The sequence below is a fragment of the Albidovulum litorale genome (assembly GCF_025751495.1).
Classification (GTDB): Bacteria; Pseudomonadota; Alphaproteobacteria; order Rhodobacterales; family Rhodobacteraceae; genus Albidovulum; species Albidovulum litorale.
In genome coordinates, this window is record NZ_JAOWKZ010000003.1 from 726,724 (window position 1) to 752,058 (window position 25,335).

The 25,335-nt window shown below is 63.5% G+C and carries 23 protein-coding genes; 11 read left to right on the forward strand and 12 right to left on the reverse strand.

Annotated elements, in window-relative coordinates; all coding sequences use genetic code 11:
- Window positions 1-115: 115 nt before the first annotated feature.
- From OEZ71_RS14495 to argE, 6 genes are all read left to right on the forward strand, one after another.
- On the forward strand, window positions 116-1,246 hold the full coding sequence (locus OEZ71_RS14495) for an aromatic ring-hydroxylating oxygenase subunit alpha (protein ID WP_412175639.1): 1,131 nt from the start codon (window positions 116-118) through the stop codon (window positions 1,244-1,246).
- Complete coding sequence (locus OEZ71_RS14500) at window positions 1,243-2,394, forward strand: aromatic ring-hydroxylating oxygenase subunit alpha (RefSeq protein ID WP_263740708.1); 1,152 nt, start codon at window positions 1,243-1,245, stop codon at window positions 2,392-2,394. Before OEZ71_RS14495 ends, OEZ71_RS14500 begins: the two co-directional genes overlap by 4 nt.
- Window positions 2,395-2,407: 13 nt before the next feature.
- A complete protein-coding gene (locus tag OEZ71_RS14505) occupies window positions 2,408-2,833 on the forward strand; it encodes a RidA family protein (protein WP_263740709.1) in 426 nt (141 codons plus the stop codon).
- Window positions 2,830-3,504, forward strand: coding sequence for a DUF1028 domain-containing protein (locus OEZ71_RS14510; RefSeq protein WP_263740710.1), 675 nt, complete (start codon window positions 2,830-2,832; stop codon window positions 3,502-3,504). Before OEZ71_RS14505 ends, OEZ71_RS14510 begins: the two co-directional genes overlap by 4 nt.
- 102 nt (window positions 3,505-3,606) lie before the next feature.
- Complete coding sequence (locus OEZ71_RS14515; protein ID WP_263740711.1) at window positions 3,607-4,554, forward strand: LysR family transcriptional regulator; 948 nt, start codon at window positions 3,607-3,609, stop codon at window positions 4,552-4,554.
- Window positions 4,551-5,699 (forward strand): acetylornithine deacetylase, encoded by a 1,149-nt coding sequence (argE, locus tag OEZ71_RS14520; RefSeq protein WP_263740712.1) that lies wholly within the window; start codon window positions 4,551-4,553, stop codon window positions 5,697-5,699. The genes OEZ71_RS14515 and argE overlap by 4 nt, the downstream gene beginning before the upstream one ends.
- Window positions 5,700-5,708: 9 nt before the next feature.
- Here the strand turns inward: argE and OEZ71_RS14525 are convergent, their stop codons facing one another.
- The 5 genes from OEZ71_RS14525 to OEZ71_RS14545 all read right to left on the reverse strand — a co-directional run bounded on the left by OEZ71_RS14525 (window position 5,709) and on the right by OEZ71_RS14545 (window position 10,860).
- Complete coding sequence (locus OEZ71_RS14525) at window positions 5,709-6,650, reverse strand: hypothetical protein (RefSeq protein WP_263740713.1); 942 nt, start codon at window positions 6,648-6,650, stop codon at window positions 5,709-5,711.
- A 10-nt stretch (window positions 6,651-6,660) separates the two neighbouring features.
- Window positions 6,661-7,977, reverse strand: coding sequence for a TRAP transporter large permease (locus tag OEZ71_RS14530; RefSeq protein ID WP_263740714.1), 1,317 nt, complete (start codon window positions 7,975-7,977; stop codon window positions 6,661-6,663).
- Between the two features lie 9 nt (window positions 7,978-7,986).
- Entirely contained in the window at window positions 7,987-8,526 is a 540-nt protein-coding gene (locus tag OEZ71_RS14535; protein WP_263740715.1) for a TRAP transporter small permease, read from the reverse strand.
- Window positions 8,527-8,592: 66 nt separating this feature from the next.
- Window positions 8,593-9,558, reverse strand: a complete 966-nt coding sequence (locus tag OEZ71_RS14540) for a TRAP transporter substrate-binding protein (protein ID WP_263740716.1) — start codon at window positions 9,556-9,558, stop codon at window positions 8,593-8,595.
- A gap of 54 nt (window positions 9,559-9,612) precedes the next feature.
- Window positions 9,613-10,860, reverse strand: coding sequence for an NAD(P)/FAD-dependent oxidoreductase (locus OEZ71_RS14545; RefSeq protein ID WP_263740717.1), 1,248 nt, complete (start codon window positions 10,858-10,860; stop codon window positions 9,613-9,615).
- A 205-nt stretch (window positions 10,861-11,065) separates the two neighbouring features.
- Here OEZ71_RS14545 and OEZ71_RS14550 point away from each other — a divergent pair, with 205 nt between their 5' ends.
- A complete protein-coding gene (locus OEZ71_RS14550) occupies window positions 11,066-11,974 on the forward strand; it encodes a LysR family transcriptional regulator (protein ID WP_263740718.1) in 909 nt (302 codons plus the stop codon).
- Between the two features lie 25 nt (window positions 11,975-11,999).
- On the opposite strand, the gene OEZ71_RS14555 is transcribed toward OEZ71_RS14550, so the two are convergent.
- Window positions 12,000-13,691: a thiamine pyrophosphate-binding protein gene (locus tag OEZ71_RS14555; protein ID WP_263740719.1), complete on the reverse strand. Its 1,692-nt coding sequence runs from the start codon at window positions 13,689-13,691 to the stop codon at window positions 12,000-12,002.
- A gap of 105 nt (window positions 13,692-13,796) precedes the next feature.
- Between OEZ71_RS14555 and OEZ71_RS14560 the strand changes: the two genes are divergently transcribed.
- Complete coding sequence (locus OEZ71_RS14560) at window positions 13,797-14,534, forward strand: aspartate/glutamate racemase family protein (RefSeq protein WP_263740877.1); 738 nt, start codon at window positions 13,797-13,799, stop codon at window positions 14,532-14,534.
- Between the two features lie 150 nt (window positions 14,535-14,684).
- Window positions 14,685-15,704: a hypothetical protein gene (locus tag OEZ71_RS14565; protein WP_263740720.1), complete on the forward strand. Its 1,020-nt coding sequence runs from the start codon at window positions 14,685-14,687 to the stop codon at window positions 15,702-15,704.
- A 6-nt stretch (window positions 15,705-15,710) separates the two neighbouring features.
- On the opposite strand, the gene upp is transcribed toward OEZ71_RS14565, so the two are convergent.
- On the reverse strand, window positions 15,711-16,343 hold the full coding sequence (gene upp / locus OEZ71_RS14570; RefSeq protein ID WP_263740721.1) for a uracil phosphoribosyltransferase: 633 nt from the start codon (window positions 16,341-16,343) through the stop codon (window positions 15,711-15,713).
- 286 nt (window positions 16,344-16,629) lie between these two features.
- Here upp and OEZ71_RS14575 point away from each other — a divergent pair, with 286 nt between their 5' ends.
- A complete protein-coding gene (locus tag OEZ71_RS14575) occupies window positions 16,630-17,565 on the forward strand; it encodes a hypothetical protein (protein ID WP_263740722.1) in 936 nt (311 codons plus the stop codon).
- Window positions 17,566-17,651: 86 nt separating this feature from the next.
- On the opposite strand, the gene OEZ71_RS14580 is transcribed toward OEZ71_RS14575, so the two are convergent.
- The 5 genes from OEZ71_RS14580 to OEZ71_RS14600 form a co-directional block, all read right to left on the reverse strand.
- Window positions 17,652-18,632 carry an adenosine deaminase gene (locus tag OEZ71_RS14580; protein ID WP_263740723.1) on the reverse strand — a complete coding sequence of 327 codons (981 nt, stop codon included), beginning with the start codon at window positions 18,630-18,632 and terminating at the stop codon, window positions 17,652-17,654.
- Between the two features lie 144 nt (window positions 18,633-18,776).
- Window positions 18,777-19,985 (reverse strand): phosphopentomutase, encoded by a 1,209-nt coding sequence (locus tag OEZ71_RS14585; RefSeq protein ID WP_263740724.1) that lies wholly within the window; start codon window positions 19,983-19,985, stop codon window positions 18,777-18,779.
- A complete protein-coding gene (locus OEZ71_RS14590; RefSeq protein ID WP_263740725.1) occupies window positions 19,985-21,292 on the reverse strand; it encodes a thymidine phosphorylase in 1,308 nt (435 codons plus the stop codon). The genes OEZ71_RS14585 and OEZ71_RS14590 overlap by 1 nt, the downstream gene beginning before the upstream one ends.
- Window positions 21,292-21,684, reverse strand: coding sequence for a cytidine deaminase (locus tag OEZ71_RS14595; RefSeq protein ID WP_263740726.1), 393 nt, complete (start codon window positions 21,682-21,684; stop codon window positions 21,292-21,294). Before OEZ71_RS14595 ends, OEZ71_RS14590 begins: the two co-directional genes overlap by 1 nt.
- Before the next feature lie 54 nt (window positions 21,685-21,738).
- Window positions 21,739-22,824: a cupin domain-containing protein gene (locus OEZ71_RS14600; RefSeq protein ID WP_263740727.1), complete on the reverse strand. Its 1,086-nt coding sequence runs from the start codon at window positions 22,822-22,824 to the stop codon at window positions 21,739-21,741.
- A gap of 134 nt (window positions 22,825-22,958) precedes the next feature.
- Between OEZ71_RS14600 and OEZ71_RS14605 the strand changes: the two genes are divergently transcribed.
- Window positions 22,959-25,238 (forward strand): NADP-dependent malic enzyme, encoded by a 2,280-nt coding sequence (locus OEZ71_RS14605; RefSeq protein WP_263740728.1) that lies wholly within the window; start codon window positions 22,959-22,961, stop codon window positions 25,236-25,238.
- The last annotated feature ends 97 nt before the right edge of the window (window positions 25,239-25,335 follow it).

The window sequence follows — 25,335 nt, forward strand, 5'->3', positions numbered from 1 at the left end:
CTGGGTAACATTAGGAAACGCCTAATCCCTGCTGAGAAAGTCCGTACTTTCCGGGCGGCGCGGGCCACCCGATCCTGCAAGGTGAACGACTCTGCGCGGAGAACAGGACATGGCGATGGACGGGGACGGGCCGCAGGTCGTGGCGCTCTTGCGCGCGGCGACCGACAGGCCGTTCGAACAGGCGACCGCGATGCCGCCCGATGTCTACAGGACCGAGAGCTTTCTCGACCTTGAGATCGAGCACATCTTCTCAAAGGAATGGTACTGCGTCGGACGGGCCGACAGCCTGCCGGGGCCGGGGGATTATCTGACTTGCGAACTCGCAGGCCAGCCGATCATTGTCCTTCGCGATCAGGAGGGGCACCTGCGCGCGCAATCGAATGTGTGCCTGCACCGCATGTCGACGCTTCTCCACGGTCGCGGCAATACCCGCTCCATCGTCTGCCCCTACCACGCCTGGACCTACAATCTCGACGGTCGCTTGCGCGGGGCTCCGGCCATGTCGCGGAACGAGGGCTTCTGCCGTGACGCCTACCGGCTGCCGCAGATCCGCTGCGAGGAATGGCTGGGCTGGGTCTTCGTCTCGCTGAACCCCGACGCCGCGCCGGTGGCCGAGCAACTGGCCGATGTGGAAAAGCTGGTCGCAGGCTATGACATGACCCACTACACCGAAGCCTTCTTCGAAGAACATGTCTGGGACACGAACTGGAAGGTTCTGGCTGAGAATTTCATGGAAAGCTATCACCTGCCGGTCTGCCATGCGGGCACGATCGGGGGGCTGTCGAAGCTGGATGAGATGATCTGCCCGCCGGGCCTGCCCGCCTTCAACTATCACACGATCCTGAAGGACCCGTCCCTGCGCATCGCCATGGCGCATCCGTCGAATACCCGTCTGAAAGGTGATGAGCGGCGCACGACCTATCTGCTGGCGATCTACCCGTCGCTGCTGATCACGCTGACGCCGGGCTATTTCTGGTATCTCTCGCTGCATCCAAAGGGGCCGGGGCAGGTTCATATCCGCTTTGGCGGTGGTATGTCGGATGACTACAAGGACGACCCCGACGCGCAGCAGAATTTCAGCGATCTGAAGGCCTTGCTGGACGACGTGAATGTCGAGGATCGCGGCTGCACCGAGAAGGTGTTTCGCGGTCTCTCGTCCCACCTCGCCCGTCCGGGCCACCTGTCGCATCTGGAACGGCCAAACTACGACTTCGCCACCTATCTCGTCTCGAAAGTCTCGCAATGACCGCGTTTTCCCTTCCTGACCTGCCGGGCCTTTTGCCGGGGTTACTCGACGGATTGCAGCAGACGGCAGCCTTGCCCGCCGATAGACCCATGGGGCTGCATGGGGCCTATTACACCTCGCCAGACCTCTTCGAACTGGAGAAGGCCACACTTCTGCGGGACGGCTGGCATTGCCTTGGCCGCGCGGATGAAATCCCCGAACCGGGCGATTACTTCGCGGCCCGGCTTCTGGGGGAACCGCTGATCGTGATGCGCGGCGATGACGCGGTGATCCGGGTCTTCGCCAATGTCTGCCGCCACCGGGGCATGCTGCTGGCCGGGGGGCGGGGGAACGTCAAACGGCTGATCTGTTCCTACCACGCCTGGAGCTATGGCCGCGACGGCAGCCTCCTGCGCGCCGCCCATATGGAGAATGCCGGTTTCGACCGCGCGAATTGCCGGTTGGCGGAGTTTCACTGCGAGATCTGGCAGGGCTTCATCTATGTCAGCCTCGCCGACACACCCCGTCCGCTCGCGGAACAACTTCAGCCGCTGGCCAACGCGCTCGCGCCCTATGAGACGGGCAGCTTCCGCGTCGTGCATTCGGCCGAGGAAGACTGGCAGTGCAACTGGAAATGTCTCGTCGAGAATTTCATGGAGGGCTATCACCTTTCGGTCGTCCATCCGCAGACCCTGAGGGGCTATACCCCGACCGAGCTTTGCACCAAGGGACCGTCCGCCCCGGCCTTCACCAGCTACAATGCGAATTACCCGGACGGCATCCCCAGCAGGGGCAAGGGCGCGCCGGGGCTCGATGAGCGCCAGCGTCAGCGGTCGTTTCTGTTCAACGTCTTCCCGACACAGGTCGCCAGTCAGGCCGCAAGCCTTCTCGCGTCGCTCAGCCTGCAACCTGTCAGCGTGGATTGCGTCCATGTTAAGTGGACTCTCTCGGTCTATGGTGACGATCTGGATGCGGACACAATCGCCCAGCGCATCGCGCTCTGGACCGAGGTCAACCGCGAGGACCGGGAGAAGCTCGAAAAGTTGCAACAGGCTCTTGGGTCATCCCGAGCCGATCCCGGGCCCTTGGCGGGCGAGAATTTCGAAGGGACAATCCGCGACTTTCACCTTTATCTTGCGGGGGCACTGACCCCGGCCAATCCGACCTGACAAGGAGCCCTAAATGGCGCATTACCGCCACCGCAAGTTCAACACCAAGGATACCTATCCCGAACAGAAGCTCGACAACGACCTCTGTCAGGCGGTGGTCACCCAAGGCGGGCGCACGATCTACCTGCGCGGCCAGTGCCCGCAGGATCTGGACACCGCGAAGAATATCGAGAGCCACGATCCCGTGGAGCAGACCCACAAGGTCATGCAGAATATTCGCCAGCTGATCGAGGAATGCGGCGGACGGATGGAGCATCTGGTGAAGGTCGTGGTCTACATCACCGATGTCCGCCACCGCGAGGCGGTCTATCGCACGATGGGCGAATATCTGAAGGGGGTGCATCCGGTCTCCACCGGGCTTGTCGTCTCGGCGCTCGCCCGGCCCGACTGGCTGGTCGAGATCGACGGCACCGCCGTGATCCCGGATGAGGCGCCATGACCTTCTCGCTCGTCGCCCGCTGTGAAATGACCGGTATGTTCGGGGTCGCGATTTCCTCCTCCTCGCCCGCCGTTGCCGCGCGCTGTTCCTATGCCCGCGCAGGCGTGGGCGCCGTCGCCTCGCAGAACGTCACCGACCCGACGCTCGGACCCTTGGCGCTCGACCTCATGGAAGGCGGGCTGAGCGCGTCCGAGGCCGTGTCCGAGGTGAAACGGCGGGGCGCCTTCATCGAATACCGGCAGGTGCTGGCCGTGGACCGAAGCGGGATGACGGCAATCCATTCCGGGCCGAACTCGCTCGGCATCTGGACGCAAGCGGAGGGGCCGAATGTTGCCTCGGGCGGCAACCTTCTGGCCAACGACAGCGTGCCGCAGGCCATCGTCGATGGGTTCGTGTTGGCCAAGGGCCATCTCGGCGACCGGCTGATCGCGGCCATGCGCGCGGGCCTTGCGGCGGGAGGTGAGGCGGGGCCGGTGCATTCGGCGGGCATGAAGCTGGTTGACAAGGTCGCTTGGCCCGTCGCCGACCTGCGCTGCGACTGGACCGAGGACTGCCCGATCGAGGCCGTCGCCACGGCTTGGGATATCTACAAGCCCCAGCTTGACGCCTATGTGCAGCGCGCGCTCGATCCCCGTGCGGCCCCGTCCTATGGCGTGCCGGGCGACGAATGATCCCGGAAACGGGAACTTTCCCTCTCTTCCCTTGATAATCCTGCCGCAGTCGGCCCAACCTGTCCAAGCGAACGGAAATCTTACCCGGGTCCCGGAGTTACGATGCTGAGATTCACATTGCGGCAGCTGGAATATTTTGTTGCCGTCGGCGAAAGCGGCAGCATCGCGCTGGCCGCGGCAAAGGTGAACGTCTCATCGCCGTCGATTTCCGCCGCCATCAACCAGCTTGAAAAGGAACTCGGCCTGCCGCTCTTCGTTCGCCAGCATGCGCAGGGGCTGTCGCTGACGCTGGCGGGACGGCAGTTGATGACACAGGCTCAGCGGGTGCTTTCCGACGCCGAACAGCTTGTCGATCTCGCGGGCGACATCGCGGGCAGCGTGCGCGGGCCACTGGCTCTGGGCTGTCTTCTGACCTTCGCGCAGGTCGTCGTACCGGCTCTTCGGGCGTCGTTCGAACGGCTCTACCCGGACGTGCGGATCGGGCAGACCGAGCTGAACCAGTCCGAGATCTTCAGCAAGCTCCGGCGGGCCGAGATTGACGTCGCCCTGACCTATGATCTCGATCTACCGGCGGATCTGAGGTTTCAGACGATCACATCGCTGCCGCCCTACGCGATCTTCGACGCGGGCCACCCGCTGGCCACGCGCGCCTCGATCGAGGTCGCCGACCTTGTCCCCTACCCCATGGTCCTTCTCGATCTGCCAATCAGCTCAGACTATTTCCTCTCCTTCTTCTCCCGTGCCGGGCTGAAGCCCAACATCGCCGAACGCACCCGTGATTTCGCCGTCATGCGCAGCCTCGTGGCGAACGGCTTCGGCTATTCCATTGCCAATGTCAGGCCGCTGAACGACCTCGCGCCTGACGGAAAACCGCTGCGCTTCGTTCCCCTGTCGGGACAGGTGCGGCCGATCAATGTCGGCATCCTGACGACGCCCGATGCGGCGAATGCCAATATCATCCGCGCCTTCATCGACCATTGCCGCGCCGCTCATGCGGCGGGTCAGATCCCCGGGCTGAGCCTGAAACCGGTCGGGGAGAACGCGCCTTGAAACTGGTCCTCGAAACGCTCGACCGGCTTATCGGGTTCGACACGGTCAGCGCACGGTCCAACCTTTCGCTGATCGGGTTTGTCGAGGCCTTCTGCCGCGAAAGGGGTGCCGAGACCCGCCGGATCAGCGGCACCACAAGCGACAAATGCGGGTTGATCGCCCGGTTCGGCCCGGACCGGGAGGACGGTATCCTCCTGTCCGGCCACACCGATGTCGTTCCCGCCGAAGGGCAGAACTGGACGCGTCCCCCTTTCGCGCTGACCCGCGAGGGCGACCGTCTCTTCGGACGCGGCACGACTGACATGAAGGGTTTTCTGGCCTGTATGCTCGATGCCGCCGACACCGCCGCGCGCGCGGACCTCACCCGACCCCTCACACTCCTTTTTTCCTACGATGAAGAGATCGGCTGCGTTGGCATTCAGGAGATGCGGCCGGAACTGGAAACCCTGCTGAGGCCGCAACGGCTCTGCATCGTCGGTGAGCCGACAGGAATGCAGGTCGCCACCGGCCACAAGGGCAAGGCCGCGCTCAAGGCGCGCTGCACCGGCCAAAGCGGCCATTCCGCCCTCGCCCCGCACTTCGTCAACGCCCTGCATCTGGCCAGTGACTTCGTGACCGGTCTGCGCGGGGTTCAGGCGTGGTTCGAGGCGAACGGCGCGCGGGACGCAGCTTATGACGTGCCCTACACGACCCTTCACGCAGGTCGCATGACCGGCGGCACCGCGCTGAACATCGTGCCGGACCGGGCCGAGGTCGACTTTGAATACCGCTACCTTCCCGCCGATGGCGATGCGGCCGTCCTGTCCCGCATCGAAAAGATGGCCGACAGCATTGCCGCGTCCTATGCCGGGCGATGGGATGGGGCCGCCATCGCCATCGAACGCCTGAACGCCTATCCGGGGCTGGAGATCGCGGCGGATGCGCAGGCGGTGCGGCTTGCCTGCGACCTTTCTCCGGTGGCGGGCCTCACCAAGGTGGCCTTCGGGACGGAGGCGGGCGTCATCAGCGCGCTTGGCATTCCGACCGTCGTCTGCGGCCCGGGCTCCATGGCCGGTCAGGGCCACAAGCCGCACGAATATATCGAGCTATCGCAGTTGAACGCCTGCAAGACCATGCTGGACCGGACCGTCGGCACCCTGACCTGACTACCGGGTTCAGCTCAGCGCCATCCGCCGGTAGAACCCCGACAAGAGAAGGGGCGTCGTGTACATCGGAATCTGATAGCAGCCGATGAACATCAGCACCTGATCGGTCACCGCGGGCGGCAGCGCGATCAGGAACAGCGCGATGTTGCGATTGCCCGCGACGATCGCCAGCGATGGCAGGTCGCGGCCTACCCCGCACCGCCTCAGCGCAAAGGCCGCAAGGACCTGACCGCCGATATTCACCGCAAAAGCGAGCGCGAGCCAGCCGAGAAGCACGTCAGGCGCCGTACGCAATGCAGGGCCAATGGCCGACATCAATCCGACGACGACCACCGCCATCGCCAGCGCCGACGCGCCGTCGAGCGCGGCCATTCTTACAGGGCCGGGATTGACGAACACAGTCTTGCGCAAGGCGAATGCGGCAAGGGCCGCCACGGCAATAACCATCAGAAGCCGCGCGGCAGGCAACAGCACCTCCGCCCCCCGCCCCAGCGCGGGCATCAGGTGAAAGACCGGTATGACGGTCAGCGGCAGCAAGGCCGTGCCCACGATCAGCAGCCGGAAGGCGGGCGCGGGATCTGCGCCCGAGAGGATGGCAAGGTTGGGGCTTCCCGCGATCGAGGCAGCACTGAGGACCAGAACCATCGCCAAAGCGGCAGGCGTCGTCGCGATGCCCGCCGCATGGGCGATGCCAACCGCCAAGAGCGGCAGGACAAGCTGGTAGATCAGCACCGTGAGAACTGCAGGCAGCGTTCTTTGCAGCGACCCGGCAAGCCGCCCCGGCCCGACCCGCAATGCGGCGAGAAACAGCAGCAGCGCCACCAGTTCCCGCAGCCAGGGCTTCATCGCCTGCGCCAGCCCCGGCAGCAAGGCCCCGGCCAAGAGGCCGAGGATCAGAAGCAATCGCCCATGCTTTGCGGCAAGACCCAGCCCCGCGACGACCGCGTTCACCCCTGCCGCCTCATCCGCCGGGTCGCTGGATGATGTTCTCAGGCAGCCACGTCGCAAGCCCGGGGAAGGTGATCAGGACAAAGACCATCACCACCATGATCAGGAACATTGGGATTGCCGCCTTGGCGATGAAATTCATCTCATGCCCCGTCATGCCCTGCAGCACGAAAAGATTGAAGCCGATCGGCGGAGTGATCTGCGCCATCTCGACCACCACGACGATGAAGATGCCGAACCAGATGATGTCGATGCCCGCCTGGCGGATCATCGGTTCCACAACCGCCATGGTGAGGACGACGGACGAGATACCGTCGAGGAAACAACCGAGCACGATGTAGAAGATGAGAAGCGCCATCAGCAGTTCCAGCCTGGTCAGGCCGAGCGACCCTATCCATGTGGCGAGCGCGCGCGGCAGCCCGGTGAACCCCATCGACAAAGAGAGGAACGCCGCACCCGCAAGGATCAGCGCAATCATCGCCGAGGTGCGCGTTGCCCCCATCAGGCTTTCCTTCAGGCTTTCCCAGTTGAGCGAGCCCTGCGCGGCGGCGAGCGCCATTGCGCCCAGAACCCCGAACGTCGCGGCCTCGGTCGCGGTGGCAAAGCCGAGATACATCGAGCCGATGACGAGGGTGATCAGCAACAAGACCGGGATCAGGAATCGCGAGTTCTTCAGCTTTTCGGCGAAGGTTGTCACCGGCTCCGCCGTCGGCTCGAACCGGGACGACAGCCGCGAATAGATCGCGATATAGCTCATGAACATCGACGCGAGCACGAGGCCCGGGAAGATGCCCGCCATAAAGAGCTTGGAGATCGACTCATTGATCGTCACCCCATAGACGATCAGCGTCAGCGAAGGCGGGATCATCAGCCCCAGCGTCGCCGCCCCGGCAAGCGTGCCGATCACCATCGGCTCCGGATAGTTGCGCTTCATCAGTTCGGGAATCGACATCTTGCCGACGGTCGTCAGCGTCGCGGCTGATGAACCCGAGACAGCGGCGAAGACGGTGCAGCCAACCACATTGGTGTGCAAAAGCCCCCCCGGCAACCGCGCCATCCAGGGCGAGAGGCCGCGGAACATATCCTCGGACAATCGGGTTCGGTAAAGGATCTCGCCCATCCAGATGAAGAGAGGAAGCGCCGTCAGGGACCACGAGGAGGAGGATCGCCAGATCACCGTCATCATCGTGTCGCCGACGGGGCGCGTGGTGAACAGTTCCATCCCCACGAAAGCGACCCCGAGAAGCGCCAGCCCGATCCAGACGCCGGAGCCGAGAAGCAGGAAGAGGGTGAAGAGAAAGATCGCCAGAGGCCAGAATTCCTGTGCCATTCCCGCCCCCTATTCCGCGTGGCTCTGAACCGCGACATCGTCGCGGATATTGTCGCGGCCGGTCAGGATCAGCGCGATCAGGTTGTCGGCAAAGGCCACGGCCAGCAGGATCGCACCGCAGGCAACCGGCATCTGCACAATCCACAAGGGCGTCGCATCCTGCCCCTGACTGACATCGTTCAGCTTCCAGGACCAGTAGACCAGCCGGACCGCGTACCACGACAGGTAGACGGTCGCCGCCGTGCCCACGACCAGACACCAAAGCTCGCCCCAATACCGGCGTTCTCCGAGCGCCGTCAGGAACAGGCCCACGCGGATATGCGCGCCGGAGTTCAGCGCGCTGGCAAAAGCAAGAAACGAAGCCGCCGCCATCAGGTAGCCCGCGTAATCCGTGGCGCCCGGAAAGGTGAAGGCCGACCAGCGCGCGATCATCTGCATGACGATCACGCCCAGCATCGCAACAAGGCAGGCCGCCGCCAGCGCCGCCGAGGCGGAATAGATACGGTCAAGCACCCGGCGCAGAACGCCGGCACGGGTTGTTTGATCCACCTGGGTCCCCTCCCTTCGTCTCGGATGATGCGTGCGGGACAGTGTCCCGCACGCGCCGCGATCCGGTTACTGGGCCTGATAGGCGTCGACCACGGCCTTGCCGGCATCGCCGGCGGCAGCAATCCACTCCTCGGTCATCGTCGCGCCGAAACCCTTGAGACCTTCCTTCAACTCATCGGACGGGGCAGCGACGGTCATTCCGTTTTCGGCCAGCGTCTTGAGGTATTGATCCGTCAGTTCCTTGGCGCGCGCCTCACCCGAGGCAGCGGCCTTGGCGCCGCAATCCATGATCGCCGCCTGCGCGCCTTCGTCGAGGCCGTTGAAGCTGTCCTTGTTCACGAAGATCGTGTTGCGCGGCAGCCAGGCCTGAACGTCATAGAAATGCGTAAGGCTTTCCCAGACCTTGGAATCGACGCCGGTCGAGCCCGAGGAGATGAAGCTTTCCGCAACGCCGGTGGCGAGCGCCTGGCTCAGTTCCGCCGCCTCGATCTGCACCGGCGTCATACCCGCAAGCTCGGCAATGCGCGCGGTTGCGGCGTTGTAGGCGCGGAACTTCACACCCGACATGTCGGCGACAGCGTTGACCTCTTTCTTGAAATAGAAGCCCTGCGGCGGCCACGGCACCGAATAGACATAGACGAGGTTCTGTTCGTCCAAGGCCGCGACAATCGCGTCATGCGCAGCGGCGGCGAGTTTGTCGCTGTCGTCGAAGGAGGTGGCGAGAAACGGGATCGAGTCGAACCCGAACATCGGGTTTTCATTGGCATGGGCCGAGAGGAGACGCTCACCGATCGGGGCCTGTCCGGTCTGCACCGCGCGCTTGATGTCGCTGCCCGAAAAGAGTGAGCCATTCGGATGGACCACGATCTCCAGCGCCCCGCCTGTGCCTTCCGTCACGCATTCGGCAAAAGTGACGCCATTCTCGGTGTGATAGTTCGTGGCCGGATAGGCCATCGGCATGTCCCATGTCTCGGCGGCAGCACCGGTGGCGGAAAGCGCCGTTGCGGCGAGCAGATAGGTCAGTTTTTTCATCTCGTTCTCCCTTATTGGTTGTTGTGGTCGTTCCTTTGGCTTCTTTGTCCGAGCTTATTGAAAACGTTCAGGCGCATAGGGCGCAAGGTTTATGTTCGGGGCGGTGCCGGCGATGAGCTGCGCCAGGATGCGGCCCGTCTTCGGTCCCCCCGTCAGCCCGACATGGTCATGGCCGAAGCCGAGGAAGGCCCCTTTGATGCCCGGCACGGCGCCGATGACGGGCGTGGAATCGCTGAGCGAGGGACGGTGCCCCATCCATTCCACCGTCTCTTTCCACTTGATCCCCGGGATCGCGGCGCGGATCGACCGTTCCAAGAGACGGAAAGGCGCGCGCGAAGGGGGCGCGTCCAGCCCGCCGAACTCGACGATTCCCGCCAGACGCAGCCGTCCCTCCATCGGGGTGACGACGAACTTGCCCGAGGCCACCATGACCGGCGAGCGCGGTATGATATTCGGCTCCCACAGCTCCAGGTGATAGCCGCGCTCGGCTTCCAACGGCACCTTAAGGCCCAGCTTTTCGGCGATGGGTTTCGACCAGACGCCGGTCGCGAGAACCGCAGCGTCGCAGGCGATGGTCTCGCCCCCGACCCGAACGCCGGTCACGCGACCGTTTTCCCGCGCTATATCAGTTACTTCACCGATGACCATCCGAGCGCCCTCAGCCTCGGCATGGGCAGCTAGGTCCTTCACATACCGGCCGGGATCCGCGATACGGCCATGATCTTTCAGCCGCGCGGCGCATCCCAGGTCGGGCGAATAGGCTGGGTCATAGGCGCGGAACGCCTCGCCTTCCAGAAGGTCCCATTCGATGCCGTGCTCGGCCCGAACAGACCAGCCGAAGGCGTCGCCCTCGTAATGCGCCCGGTCGTTGTACAGAAAAAGGTAGTCCGCCGGGTGCAGCCATTTCTCGGCCCCCGTCCCCTTCGACAATGCCTGATGCTCGGCAAGGCTGTCACCGATGATCGGTGCCATCGCCGCCGCCCGGCGTCGCACCGCGTCGGCATTGGCATGGCCAAGGTAATTGATAAGCCATGGCGCGAGTTTCGGCAGATAGCCCCATTTCAGGAACAGCGGCTGGTTCGGATCAAAGAGCATCCGTGGCGCCTTGCGCAACAGCCCCGGCACCGTCACCGGCACGATGGAGCAGGAGGCAAGCACCCCGCCATTGCCATGGCTCGTGCCTTCACCGGGCCCCTTGCGGTCGATCAGGATCACCCGGTGCCCGCCCCGTTGCAGCCAGATCGCGGTCGAAACCCCGACGATCCCGGCACCGATTATGGCGACTGTCGATCCGGCGCTCATATCGCCCGACCCCTTGGACGAACGACTGCTTCGCGTACCCGCCCGGCCCGCGTCACAGCGCGTTGCACCTGCAGGCCTATGATCATCCTGTCAAAAGCGTCCATGTTTGACAGCCTCCCGGTTGCGACCAGAATGCCCGCCAGATTACATCATCTCAAATACTAATATTTCACGACTCCATAACTAAAAATGATATAGTCGCGGAATGAGTGCCCCGTTCCGCCAATTTCAGGCCTTCCATGCCATCATCGAGCACGGCACCGTAACAGCCGCTGCCGAACACTTGGGCATTTCACAGCCGGCGATCAGCAATCTACTTTCGCAGCTGGAGCGGAACACGAAGCTCAAACTGTTCGAACGCACGCGCGGGCGGCTGGTTCCCACACCCGAGGCGCATGTGCTCTTTGACGAAATCGACACTGTCGTGCGCGGCCTCGACCACGTGAATCAGGCTGTCGTCGATCTTCAGAACCAGACCGCCGGACAATTGCAGATCGCCACGAGCCACGCGCTGGCATTCGGCTTCATGCCTGCCGAGATCGCGAAATTCAGCGCCGGGCGGCCAAATCTGACCATCGCGTTTCAATCGCAGTATTCCAGCAAGATCCAGGAATGGGTGACGGCCGGTCTCTTTGAGATCGGCATCTGCGAGATGCCCGTTCGCATGGAAGGCCTTGAACAACACCCGTTCACCATCGAGACCTCATGCGCGATCCCGCGTTTCGCCGACGTGGCTGAACATGAACGGTTGAACCCGATGTTATTGAACGATTTTCCGTTCATCATCATGGGTGCCGATCACATGGTGACGCGCCGTACGCGCGAAGCGTTTCACACGGACGGCGCAAACTTTCGTATTCGCGGCCATACCGACCTCTTTCACAACGCACTGAACCTCGTAAAGCAGGGTCTCGGGGCCGCGATGATCGACCCGTTCACGCTGGCCGCCGATGGCGGGGGGGAATATCTGGTCCGCCGGTTCGAGCCCGCGATCTACCTCGACATCGTGCTCATCACCGCCCGCGGACGACCACTTTCCATCATAGGTCAGCAGTTCCTTGATCAGGTCGTGCCGCGACTGAAACAAATCGCGGTAAACACTGACGGTCAGTAATCCGCACCCGGGCGTTCTTCCGGCTTCATCCCATCCACCGTCTGACCGGGGCTGCCGCTTCTTCCAAAGGCTGGGTGACGATATCGACCAGTGTCGGCCCGTCATGCGCCAATGCCTCGCAGAGCACGCTTTCCAGACGGGCCGGGTCCTCCACCCGCCAGCTTTTCACGCCGAAGGCGGCGGCGACGGCAGCCTGATCGCTGCGGCTGAAATCCACATTGTAGTAGCGCGCGCCCTTGTCGGCCCTCTGGCTGGCCTTGATCCAGCCGAAGCTCGCGTTGGAAAAGACGATATAGGTGATGTCGGCCCGTGCCCGGCAGATGGTCTCCAGCTCGCCGCAACTGAACCCGAAGGACCCGTCGCCCATCAGCGCCACGACCTTGGCATCCGGTCGCCCGTACCATGCGCCGAGCGCGGCGGGCAGCGCGTAGCCGAGCGCCCCGTGGGCGCGGTTGGTGATAAAATGCCGCCCCGCCTGCGGCAGTTGGTAATAGGCCGAGAAATAGGGGCAGCTTGTGCCGGGGTCAGAAAGGATCACCGCGTCCTCCGGCAGAACGCGCTGAAGCGTCGCGATGACGCGTTCGGGCCGGACCGGTGCCGCATCGCTTTCGGCAAGCGTTCGGAACCGGTCGAACTTGCGGCTGCGGATTTCCGCGACCTGCGCCGCGCCGCCGAAATCGGCGCGGGTTTCGGGGCGCTGATCCAGAAGCCGATTTGTCTCGGCCAAGGCCAGCCGCAGATCGGCGACGACGCCGACCTCGGTCGGGTAGTTCGCGCCGATCACCATCGGGTCGCTGTCGAAATGCACGATGCGTGCGCCGGGTGTCGGCGCCTCCCACCGCGCAGTGGTCGTCGACCCCGCCCGGCAACCCATGAAGACCACCAGATCGGCGGCTTCCATCGCTGCCCATGTCTCATCCGTACCGCCGTTCGACCCGACGACGCCCACGGCGTTTGGATGGGTCTCGGCCAGTGACCCCTGTCCCGAAATCGACGTCGCGACCGGGATGTCGAGCCGGGCCGCAAGGCGCGCCAGTTCCTCCATCGCGCCCGCGATGACCACGCCACCGCCGCAGACGATCAGCGGCGATGTCGCCGACAGGATCGCCTCCAACGCTGCCTCTGCCGCGCCGGGCGCGGGGGCGGCGGGATAGGCAGGGAAGGTCTGCAAGGCGGGGTCAGCCCAGAGGTCCGCCGGGTCCACCGGATCGTACTGAACGTCATAGGGCAGGCCGATATGCGCCGCCCCGGGCCGTCCGGTCACCATGGCGCGAAAGGCCGCACGGACCATGCGCGGAATGTGGTCGGCCCGCCGGATCACCGTGTTCCACTTGGTCAGTGGCCGCATCATCGCCTGCTGATCGACCTCGGTCAGCGGATATTTCCCGTAGCTTGCCACCGACACATCGCTGGTGATGCCCAGAACCGCATAGCTCGACTCCGACGCCTCGATCAGCCCCGGGAGGATATAGGTCGCCCCGCCGCCCGACGGCCCCTCGCAGACGCCCGGCCTTCCGGTGACGCGGGCATAGGCATCGGCCATGTAGGTGGCCGACCGTTCGTCGCGCGTCAGGATATGGGTGATGCCGTGATCGAGTTTCAGCAGGCTGTCATAGAGCGGCAGGCTGGTGTCGCCGCACAGGCCGAAGATATGGCGGACGCCATGCGCCTCCAGCATCCGCACCATCGCGTCGGCGCCGTTCAGGGTGTTGGACATCCGCTCCCCCAGCCTCGAACCTGTTGCGGGACCGTTGCACGGGGCTGTTATTGCGTCAACGGGCGCGGTAGACTTTACAATGAGTTGCGAGAGGCGGTGGCTATGATCGAAACCGGTGGCAAGACGGTCTATGGCGCGACACTCGGCATCCTGATGCTCGAGACGCAGTTCCCCCGCATCCCCGGCGATATCGGCAACGCGCTGACATGGCCCTTCCCGGTCCAGTACCGCATCGTGCGCGGCGCCACGCCCGACAATGTGGTGCGCGGCGACGCCGAAGCACGGCTGGAGGATTTCATCGCGGCTGGCCGCGATCTGGTGACCCATGGCTGCGACGGGATCGCCACGAATTGCGGGTTCCTCGTGCCCCTGCAGGACCGGATGGCCGAGGCCCTCGGCGTACCGGTCGCCAGTTCGTCGCTGATGCAGGTGCCGATGGTCAGGCGCACTCTGCCGAAGAAAAAGCGGGTCGGCGTCGTCACCATTTCCCGCGCGACGCTCACGCAAAGGCACCTCGCCGCGGCCGGCATTCCCGCCGATACCCCCGTCGTCGGCACCGACGAAGGCAAGGAGTTCACGCAGAAGATCCTCTCCGACGCCCCCGATATCGACTTCGCACAGGCCCGCGTAGATGTCGTTGACGCCGCGCTCCGCCTGCAGAAAAAGACACGGGACCTTGGCGCCATCGTTCTGGAATGCACCAACATGGTCCCCTATGCCGCCGATGTGCGCCGCGCGACGGGGCTGCCGGTCTTTTCGATCTATACCTATCTCGTCTGGTTCCAGGCCGCCCTGATGCCGCGCCGGTTTTCGCCCGAACTGGATGATGGCGGGCGCGCATAAACCAATCGTACCAACCACTAGGCACGACTCGGACGCGCGGCAGGATCCGGCACCCCTCCCCCGCACAAATGCGCACCGCCGCAATTGTTCGCGCAGCCCCGATCGGCTATCCTCACCACCAACAGAGGCAGCGAGCAGGCCCACCCGCCGATGACGGCGCTCAAGGAATATCAGCGGCTGGAATGCACCGGCCTGTGGCGCGACACACCCGACGCGCAACGGCGCGAGGTCATCGTCGCGTTCGGCGATGCCACGCTCGTCATCTCGGATGCCCGCAACACCCGCGCGCTGGCCCATTGGTCGCTGCCCGCCATCATCCGTCTGAACCCCGGCGAACAGCCGGCGATATTCGCCCCCGGCACCGATGCCGGCGAAGCGCTTGAGATCGAGGACGAGACGATGGTCGCCGCCATCGCCAAGGTCCACGCCCTGATCGAGGCGCGGCGTCCGCATCCGGGGCGTCTGCGCACGGTGCTGCTCGGGATCGTTTTGGCCCTCGTGATCGCGCTTGGCCTCTTCTGGATGCCGCGCACGGTGATCGAACACACTTCGGCCGCTTTGCCCCATGTCAAACGGCAGGAAATCGGCCTTGCCGCTTTGGCCGACATGACGCGCCTCACAGGCCTTGCCTGCGACGCGCCCGAGGGCCGCGCGGCACTTGCGCGCCTTAGCACCCGGCTTCTCGGCCCCGGCGGGCGTATCATCGTCCTGCCCGAAGGGCTCGACGCCACCGCGCATCTGCCCGGCGGCCTGATCCTCGTGCCGCGCGAAGCGGTCGAAGACGAAAGCAATCCCGATATCCTCGCCGGCAAGATCCTGGCCGAGGATTTGCGCCGACAGGCGGGCACGCCGATGGCCGACCTTTTGCGCCATGCCGGGCTGCGGGCAACCTTGCGGCTCCTGACCACCGGCGACCTGCCCGGTGAATCCGTCGCGGGATACGGCGAAACCGTTCTCGCCGTCACGCCGCGTCCGGTTGACCTCGCGAAACTCGTCGGGCGTTTCAAGGCGGCGGACGTCTCGTCAACCGCCTATGCCTATTCCGTCGATCCGAGCGGCGAGGCCGTTCTGGCCCTGATCGAAACCGACCCGTTCCGCACGACGTCCGCGCCGGAACTGCTGCTCAGCGATACCGACTGGGTCGCGCTTCAGGGCATCTGCGACGGGTAACGCCGCTCACTTCGTCCCAAACATGCGGTCCCCGGCATCGCCGAGGCCCGGAACGATATAGCCGTGATCGTTCAGATGGCTGTCGAGCGCCGCAGTCACGATCGGCACATCGGGATGCGCCTCCTTCATCCGGGCAACGCCTTCGGGCGCGGCCAGCAGGCACATGAAGCGGATATTCTTCGCCCCCGATTTCTTCAGAAGATCAATGGCCGCAGCAGAGGAATTGCCGGTCGCCAGCATTGGGTCGAGCGCGATGACCAGCCGGTCCTCAAGGCTCGCGGGGACCTTGTAGTAATACTGCACCGGCTGCAGCGTCTCGGGGTCGCGGTAAAGCCCGACAAACCCGACCCGCGCCGCCGGGATCAGCTCCAGCACCCCGTCCAGAAGCCCGTTCCCCGCCCGCAGGATCGAAATCAGCGCCAGCTTCTTGCCGTCGATCACCGGCGCGTCCATCGGGCACAGGGGCGTCTCGATCCGCTTCGTCGTCATCTCCATCTCGCGCGTGATCTCATATGCCAGAAGCTGGCTGATCTCACGCAGAAGGCGGCGGAAGGAATTGGTCGAGGTGTCCTTTTCCCGCATCAAGGTCAGCTTGTGCTGCACTAAGGGATGGGTGACGACGGTCAGATGGTTATGCATGGCGGCCCCCGGGGTGATGTCTGGCAGTTCCCCGAGGCCTGACCGATCCACCCGCCCGCGTCAAGTCCGTGTACTCTTGTCAGGGTAACCAGTGACTAAGTTCAATTTTCATCAACACGGACAAAGAGGTCATTTGTTAGCCTGCCCGCAGATTCATTATTGCTGCAGATCAAACCCCGTTGGCGGCGTGTTTGCTAGTCTGCCTCCTTAGGCGCAGATGAAATGCGCCGGATATTGAGTAGCTGGTTTACCTGCGTAGGAGAAACTGGCGATCCGGGTTGGTCGAATGACGGATAGTGAAAACATCAGAAGGCATCTCCTGCCCCTTGTGGCCTTTGCGCTGAGTGCGGTCTGCGCGGGCCCGGCTTGGGCCAACATGCCAATGGCGCCGTTTTTTGCTTTCGTCAAAATGAGTATGTGGTGGGTAATTCTACTGGCCCTGTTCATCGAGACCGTGGCCTTGCGATATCTGTTCCTCACTGAGTGGCCGCATGCTGCGAAAGCGGCACTGAGCATCAATGTGATATCGCTTCTCTGCGGCTTGATCCTGTACCCATTGGCCGCTGTATTGGGCTACGAGTTGTTGGACGACTTGATCGTAGATCTGTTCGGTGCCAGCGATCTTGTCGAGATTTCTGCGCTGTGGCTTGGGTCTTCTGTTGTCGACGCCTTCGTCGAGTTGCTTGCACTCAGATGGATCTTTTCACTTCGCAGCAATTTCGGTCAGAGCTTCGGTTTTCTCCTCGCGAACCTGGCAAGTGCTGGTGCTCTTGTTATCGTGATGGCTTGGCAGGCGCATGTTCCGGACATGCCCGTAGAAGAGGCGGCAAGGGTCGAGCGAGAATATGCTCCTGAAATCGCTTTTCTTCGCAAAACGTTGGACGCGTTCCCTGCACATGTCGTCGTGCCGGAGCCAAAAGGCGGCTTCCACCGGCCCGACCACGACTGGACGCAGGGCCTCCTGTCCGAATTGGCTGCATTGCGCATTCGCACCATGGCACTTTCACTGCCTCCAACGACCGTCTGGATCAAAGGTAGTACCGCCCTTTGGGCAGTGGATTCCCGGTTCAAAGACGACGATCGTGTGGTTGACAAAGGATATGTGGACACTGTTTTGGCAGGTCAGCAACCACGCCCTACAGGGTCGCCGCATTACCGATACCGCATCGAACGCGAGTTGGATGGGACGGTTTACGCCATCGAGGTAATCTTAAGAAACTAGGTTTCTTAAGCCAAAACGGGGCAGGTCCGCCATGGGCCCAAAGCGAGCATCAAAGCTGGACGCTACGGTGGGATGGGGGTGAGCAACTACTCCGACAGCCGCTTCGCCACCGCCTCCCGCGTCGCCTCGTCGCAGAAGGCTGCCGCGAGGGAGGTCTTGGCGATTTCCTCGAACACCCCGTCATCCCAATCGAATGCCTCGGCCAGCATCTGGTATTCACGCGCCATCGTCGTGTGGAAGAAGGGCGGATCGTCGGTGGAGACCGTCACCTTCACGCCCCTTTCCCGCAGCCGGTGGATCGGATGCGTCCGCCAGCCGGGATAGAGGCCAAGGGCGATGTTCGAGCCCGGACAGACCTCCAGCACTATCCCCTTCTCGGCGATCTCATCGACCAGCGCCAGGTCCTCGATGGCACGCACCCCGTGGCCCACGCGCTCGATACCGAGATCGCAGATCGCATCGCGCACGCTTTCCGGCCCGCCCCATTCCCCGGCATGGGCGGTCAGCCTCAGCCCCGCCTCACGCGCCGCATCGAAGGACCAGGCAAAGTCCTTGGGCTTGCCCATCTTCTCGTCCCCTGCAAGGCCAAACCCGACGAGCCAGTCGCCCGCTGTTTCGGCGGCACACAAAGCGGTTTCCTTCGATTTCTCCGGACCGAAATGGCGGATCGCGGTGACGATGCCGCGCAGGATGATCCCGTCGCGCTTTTCGGCCAGATCGGCCGCCTCGCGGATCGCGTGCAGGTATTCCCGCCATGCGCCCACATCGCGCCCGCCGCAGAAATCCGGGCTGAGGAAGGTCTCGGAATAGATCACGCCAGAGGCTGCACTTTCCTCCAGCACGGCGAGCGTCAGCCGGTGATAGTCCTCGGGGATCTTCAGCGTCTCGGTCGCGGCCTCATAGACCTTCAGGAATTGCCAGAAGTCGGTATAGCTGTAATTGCCCCGCTCATCGAAGATGCCAGAGATGTCCATCTTCTTCTCCGCCGCAAGGCCGCGGATGAAGGCCGGCGGTGCGGCACCTTCAAGGTGCAGGTGAAGTTCCACCTTGGGGTGGGTCTGGGTCATGGCAGCGCTCTCTCGTCGGGATCGGCGGCACATTCCACAGCCGCCCGTCCGTTGCAAGTCCGTGAACGCGGCGTGCGCGCTGTCGGGACGGATGCCATACGCAGGCCATACGCTTGCGGGACGGATGCCATACGAGATTTTCGGTCACAGAAAGCTGCGTCCCGGCCCCTGTGACGGCACCCCCAGATGCGCCGCGACCGAGGCCCCGACATCGGTGAAGGCGATCTGCCCGACGGGCTTCAGGCCCAGCCCGTAACCCACGACCGGCACCCTCTCGCGGGTATGGTCGGTCCCGGTCCAGGTCGGGTCATTGCCATGGTCGGCAGTAAAGATCGCAAGGTCGCCGGGGCGGAGTTTTGGCAGGAACTCCCCTACCCTTTTATCGAACCATTCCAGCGCCTTGGCGTAACCTGAGACATCTCGCGGATGACCAAAGAGCGTGTCGAATTCCACGAAATTCGCGAAGGTGAGCGAGCCGTCTTCCGCCTCCTCCGCCGCCGCCATCAGGTGATCGAACAAGGCCGCATCCGTCCCTTTCTTCACGTCGTCGATCCCCTGCATAGAGAAGATATCGCCGATCTTGCCGATCGCGTGCACCTTGCGCCCAGCGACCTGCACCCAGTCGCACAAGGTGGGCGATGGCGGCGCGATGGCAAAGTCCTTGCGGTTGGCGGTTCTCTTGAACTTTCCGCACTTTCCGACGAAAGGACGCGCGATCACGCGACCCACCTTCATTGCATGAAGTGTCGGCGCCAAGTCTTTGCAAAGATTAAGCAAACGATCGAGACCAAAAGTCTCTTCATGAGCTGCGATCTGAAAGACGCTGTCGGCCGAAGTATAACAAATCGGCCAACCCGTCCTAAGATGCTCCTCGCAATGGGCCTCGATGATCGGCACGCCGGAGGCATGGCAATTACCCAATGTACCTTCCGTTCCGGCCAACCGCGCGACCTCTGCCATGAGGCTTTCGGGAAAGGCGGGCTGCGTTTCAGGGAAGTAGTGCCAATCCCAGGGCACAGGCACCCCGGCCAGTTCCCAATGCCCCGATGGCGTGTCCTTGCCCTTGGAAATCTCAGTCGCAGCCCCCCACAGGCCAGTCGGCGTGGCGTCAAAGCCCCGCATCGCGGCGCCAGAGGCCAGCCGCACCGCCGCGCCCAGCCCCAAAGCATCCAGATTGGGCATCTGCAGCGGCCCCGACCGTCCCGTCTCCGCCCGGCCCGCGGCACATTCCTCGGCAATATGCCCCAGCGTGTTGGCCCCGGAATCGGGTCTTTCACCATTGAAAAACCGGTCCGCATCCGGCGCACCGCCTGCACCAACACTGTCCATCACGATCAGAAAGGCCCGTGCCATCAGGCGATCCTCTGATGGATCAACGGCGGTTCCTCGGGTTCGTCCGCGCTGATCCGGATGGCCGCCTGAACCACCTCCCGCGCCTTTTCGGCATCGCCGGGATTGGCGGCATGAATACGGACGATCGCCTCGCCCGCCTCGACCGGTTCGCCGATGGGCATGATCTCGGACAGGCCCACCGAGGGGTTGATCCTGTCACCACCGCGCAGGCGTCCGCCCCCAAGATGCACGACCGCATGGCCCAGAGCCTCACTGTCGATTTCGGCAATGAATCCATCCTCTTCCGCGACGACATCAAAAAGCACAGGCGCGGATGGCAGCCGGTCAGGATAGCGCTCGACAAAGTCCGAAGGTCCGCCAAGCGCGGCGACCATGCGGCCGAAGGTTTCCGCAGCGCGGCCCGATTCCAGCGCTTCCTCAATCTGATCCGCGCCATCGCCCGCGTCTTCGGCAAGACCTGCCAGCGCGAGCGCCTCGCCCCCCAAGGCCACGGTCACATCCCAGAGTGCCTGATTGATCGCGACGCCGGTCAGCGTTTCCATTACCTCCAGCACTTCCAGCGCATTACCCGCCGAAGAGGCAAGCGGTTGGTCCATGTCCGTGATCAGCGCGGCCGTCCGGCACCCCGCCCCGTTCGCGGTGTCCACAAGCGAGCGCGCCAAGGCCTCAGCCCGCTCGGGTGTCTTCATGAATGCACCGGAGCCGACCTTGACGTCGAGGATCAGCGCCTCCAGCCCCGCTGCGAGTTTCTTCGACAGGATCGACGCGGTGATGAGGTCGATCGACTCCACGGTCCCGGTCACGTCACGGATCGCGTAAAGACGCCTGTCGGCAGGCGCGATATCGGCTGAGGCGCCGACGATGGCGCAGCCGACCTCGGCCACCAACCGGTGCAGGTCCTCCACCGACACATCGCAGCGATAGCCCGGGATCGCCTCCAATTTGTCCAATGTGCCACCAGTATGGCCAAGGCCGCGCCCCGAGATCATCGGCACGCAGGCACCACAGGCCGCAAGGGCGGGCGCCAGAAGCAGTGAGGTGCAATCGCCGATCCCGCCGGTCGAATGCTTGTCGACCACCGGCCCCGGCAGGTTCCACTCCAGAACCGAGCCGCTGTCGCGCATGGCAAGCGTCCAGCCGACCCGTTCCTTTTCGGAGAGGCCATTCAGGAACACCGCCATTGCGAATGCCCCGGCCTGCGCGTCGGTCACATCGCCGGAGGCGAGGCCATCCGCGAACCATTTGGCGGACTTGGAAGTCAGCCCTTTGCCGTCACGCACCCCCGCGATGATCGTACGGGCGTCCATCAGCTCCGTTCCATGTGTTCGGCTGAAAAGACGCCGGGCAGGAGGTCACCGATAGTGGTTTCATGCAGTTTGCCATCGGTCGTGGCCAGCGCCACCTTCACGTCATGCCGCCCGAACTCAGCCAGCTTCTGACGACAGCCGCCGCAGGGCGAGACCGGCAACGGGCTGTCGGCGATGACGGCCACCTCGGTCAGCTCGGTTTCACCTGCGGCAACCATCGCGGCGATGGCCCCGGCCTCGGCACAGGTGCCTTCGGGATAGGCCACGTTTTCCACGTTGCAGCCGCTATAGACCTGGCCGGATTTCGCCCTGACCGCCGCGCCGACCTTGAAATGCGAATAGGGAGCGTAGGCGTTTTCCCGCACCGCGCGGGCTGCATCGATGAGTGACATCTCATTCTCCTTCTTGCCCAGCGACACTGCGCCCGGGTCAGGCCAGATGCAAGCCTAACTGGCTAGCGTGGTCGCAAAGTTCCCCGGCAGACTGACTTCGAGAATCTCGATATCGTCGGTGGGCTCGGTCCAGCGGGTGCGCATCCCCGGCGGGATAACGTAAGCGTCGCCGGGCGACAGGCGGAATGGGTCCTTGCCCTCGCCTTCCAGCACCATGCCGCCCTCCATCACGAAACCGAACAGGATATCGCTGTCATGGGTCGCCCATTGCGGGTCGCCCTGCCCCCGGCGGATGACCTGCACCCCCGCCACACCCTTGGTGTTCGCGTTGATCGACGTGTCGCGGCAGATATAGCCCGGCAGGCGGAAGTCCTGCCAGTCCGCACCCTTGGCAAGATTGTGGACGAAGCGCTGGCCATCCCATTCGCGGTCGGGCCGGTAGTCTGGCGTCGGCAACGTCATCTCATGATCGATCTCGGTCACATGTTCGGCGGGAACCCCGATCTCGATCACCTCGATATCGTCGCCCGCCTCCAGCACCCGGTGGCGGATCTGAGGCGGCTGGATAAAGCAGTCTCCGGCGGTCAGTCGGCGCGTATCGCCCTGATCTTCATAGAGAACATCCACCCAACCCCGGTAGCAGAAGATCAGCTGAAACCCCACCTTGTGGAAATGCACCATGTCCGGGACCTTGCCGTCCGGCACGCGGATATGGCTAGCGATAATGGCCCCACCAAGGCGCGAAGGGATGAGGTCACGGTACTTCATGCCCGCCCGGCCGATCACCCAGGGCGCTTGGTCGGCAAGGCGGCGGACGACGAAGGCGTGGTCGGTGGGCGGCTGTATTACGGGCGGATCAAGCACGTCGACATCGACAATGGTTCCACCGGGTGACGTCAGGTTGCGCTGGCCATCCGCGATTACGTCCGGTTCATCTGTCAGGATACGCAGGTGTCCCGGCCCACCGGTCACGGCCGAATCCAGCCGCACGCGCAACCCGTGACCGGACATGATCGCTACGGCCGGGTTGTCGGCAGGCCAGATCGCATCGAGCCGCATTTGCAGCACTTTGGTGAAAAACGGCAGGTCCTTGGCGAGACTTGATGTGGGCAGCACTGTTTCAGCACGAATTTCAGACATGATGGCTCCTGTCATGCTATGGGGAGGTTGTGCGGAGCCGGTCGGTTTGGCAAGCGGGTTCCACCGCAAGCAAACACCCTTTCGCGGAAATTGAATGTAGTTTAATGCTAAACCAGTTCTGACGGGAGGTTGGCGTGGACGACGCAAGACAGGAAAACGCACGGCAGGCGGCACTGGACTATCACGAGTTTCCCAAGCCCGGGAAACTGGAGATCCGCGCGACAAAGCCCATGGCCAACGGCCGCGACCTTTCCCGCGCCTATTCCCCTGGCGTCGCCGAAGCCTGCCTTGAGATAAAGGACGATCCGTCTACCGCAGCGCGTTATACCGCGAAAGGCAACCTCGTCGCCGTCGTCTCGAACGGTACCGCAGTACTTGGTCTCGGCAATATCGGAGCGCTGGCCTCCAAGCCGGTGATGGAGGGCAAGGCGGTTCTGTTCAAGAAGTTCGCTTCCATCGACTGTTTCGATATCGAACTGAACGAGCCCGACCCCGAAAAGCTGGCCGATATCGTCTGTGCACTGGAACCGACCTTCGGCGCGATCAACCTAGAAGACATCAAAGCGCCGGATTGTTTTATCGTTGAACGAATTTGCCGCGAGCGAATGAACATCCCGGTTTTCCACGACGATCAGCACGGCACCGCGATCGTCGTTGGCGCCGCGGCGACCAACGCGCTGCATGTGGCGGGCAAGAAATTCGAAGACATCAAGGTTGTCTCAACCGGTGGCGGCGCGGCGGGGATCGCCTGTCTGGACATGCTGTTGAAGCTGGGGGTGAAGCGCGAAAACGTCTGGCTCTGCGATATCGAAGGGCTGGTATATGAGGGACGCGAAGCGCAGATGACGCCGCAGAAGGCAGCTTATGCGCAAGGGAGAAGCCCGGCCACACTGGATGACGTGGTCGGCGGCGCAGACCTGTTCCTCGGCCTTTCCGGTCCCGGCGTCCTCAAGCCGGAAATGGTGAAGAAGATGGCCAAGAACCCCATCGTCTTTGCCCTCGCGAACCCCACACCCGAGATTCTGCCCGATGAGGTCCATTCGGTCGCGCCCGATGCCATCATGGCGACGGGGCGTTCCGATTTCCCCAATCAGGTCAACAACGTCCTCTGCTTCCCCTTCATATTCCGCGGCGCGCTCGATGTCGGCGCGACGACCATCAATGACGAGATGGAAATCGCCTGCATCGAAGGCATTGCCGCGCTGGCCCGCGCCACGACCAGTGCCGAGGCCGCTGCCGCCTATCGCGGTGAGAAGCTGACCTTTGGTCGCGACTACCTGATCCCGAAACCCTTCGATCCGCGCCTGATCGGCACTGTCGCCTCGGCCGTCGCCAAGGCCGCGATGGAAACCGGCGTCGCCACCCGCCCCATCGCCGATCTCGATGCCTACAAGGAACAACTGCAAGGTTCGGTCTTCAGATCCGCCCTGATCATGCGCCCCGTCTTCGAGGCTGCTCGCACCGCACAGCGCCGCATCGTCTTTGCTGAGGGCGAGGATGAGCGTGTTCTGCGCTGCGCCAATGCGATGCTGGAAGAAATGACCGATCGGCCGATCCTGATCGGACGGCCCGAAGTAATCGAGCGGCGCTGCGAACGCGCCGGCCTGCCTATCCGGCCCGACCGCGATTTTGAACTGGTGAACCCCGAGAACGATCCGCGGTACCGCGATTACTGGGGCAGCTATCATGAGCTGATGGCGCGGCAAGGGGTCACGCCCGATCTCGCGCGCGCGATCATGCGCACGAACACGACGGCGATTGCGGCGATCGCCGTCCATCGCGGCGATGCCGACAGCATGATCTGCGGCACGTTCGGCCAATATCTGTGGCACCTGAACTATATCCGTCAGGTCCTTGCCCGTGACGGGCTGTCACCGCATGGCGCGCTGAGCCTGATGATCCAGGAAGACGGCCCCCTTTTCGTCGCCGACACCCATGTGAATGCGATACCGACACCGGAAGAGATTGCGACAACGATCTGCGGCGCCGCACGTCATGCCCGCCGCTTTGGCGTGACCCCGAAGGTTGCGCTTTGCGCCCATTCGAATTTCGGCAATCTCGACACCGACAGCGCCCGCCGCATGCGCGCGGCGCTGTCGATCCTCGACGCGAAAGGCGTGGATTTCGCCTATGAGGGCGAGATGTCGGCTGACGCGGCGCTTGACCCGGAGCTGCGCGAACGGATCTTCCCCGGCGGCAGGCTGGAGGGTGCGGCCAATATCCTCGTCTTCGGTTACACCGATGCCGCGAACACCGCCCGGAACGTGCTGAAGATGAAGGCCGGCGGGCTGGAGGTCGGGCCGATCCTGATGGGGATGGGAAACAAGGCGCATATCGTCACGCCTTCGATCACCGCACGCGGGCTTCTGAATGTCTCGGCCATCGCGGGCACACCCGTCGCGCTCTATAGCTAGTTAGAATCACCTCGGGGTCACTTCGCAGGACTTCACTGCAAATATTTGCAAACCCTTCTCGCTTGCGTTCAGTATTTCGCTGTCATGGAGACTTTGC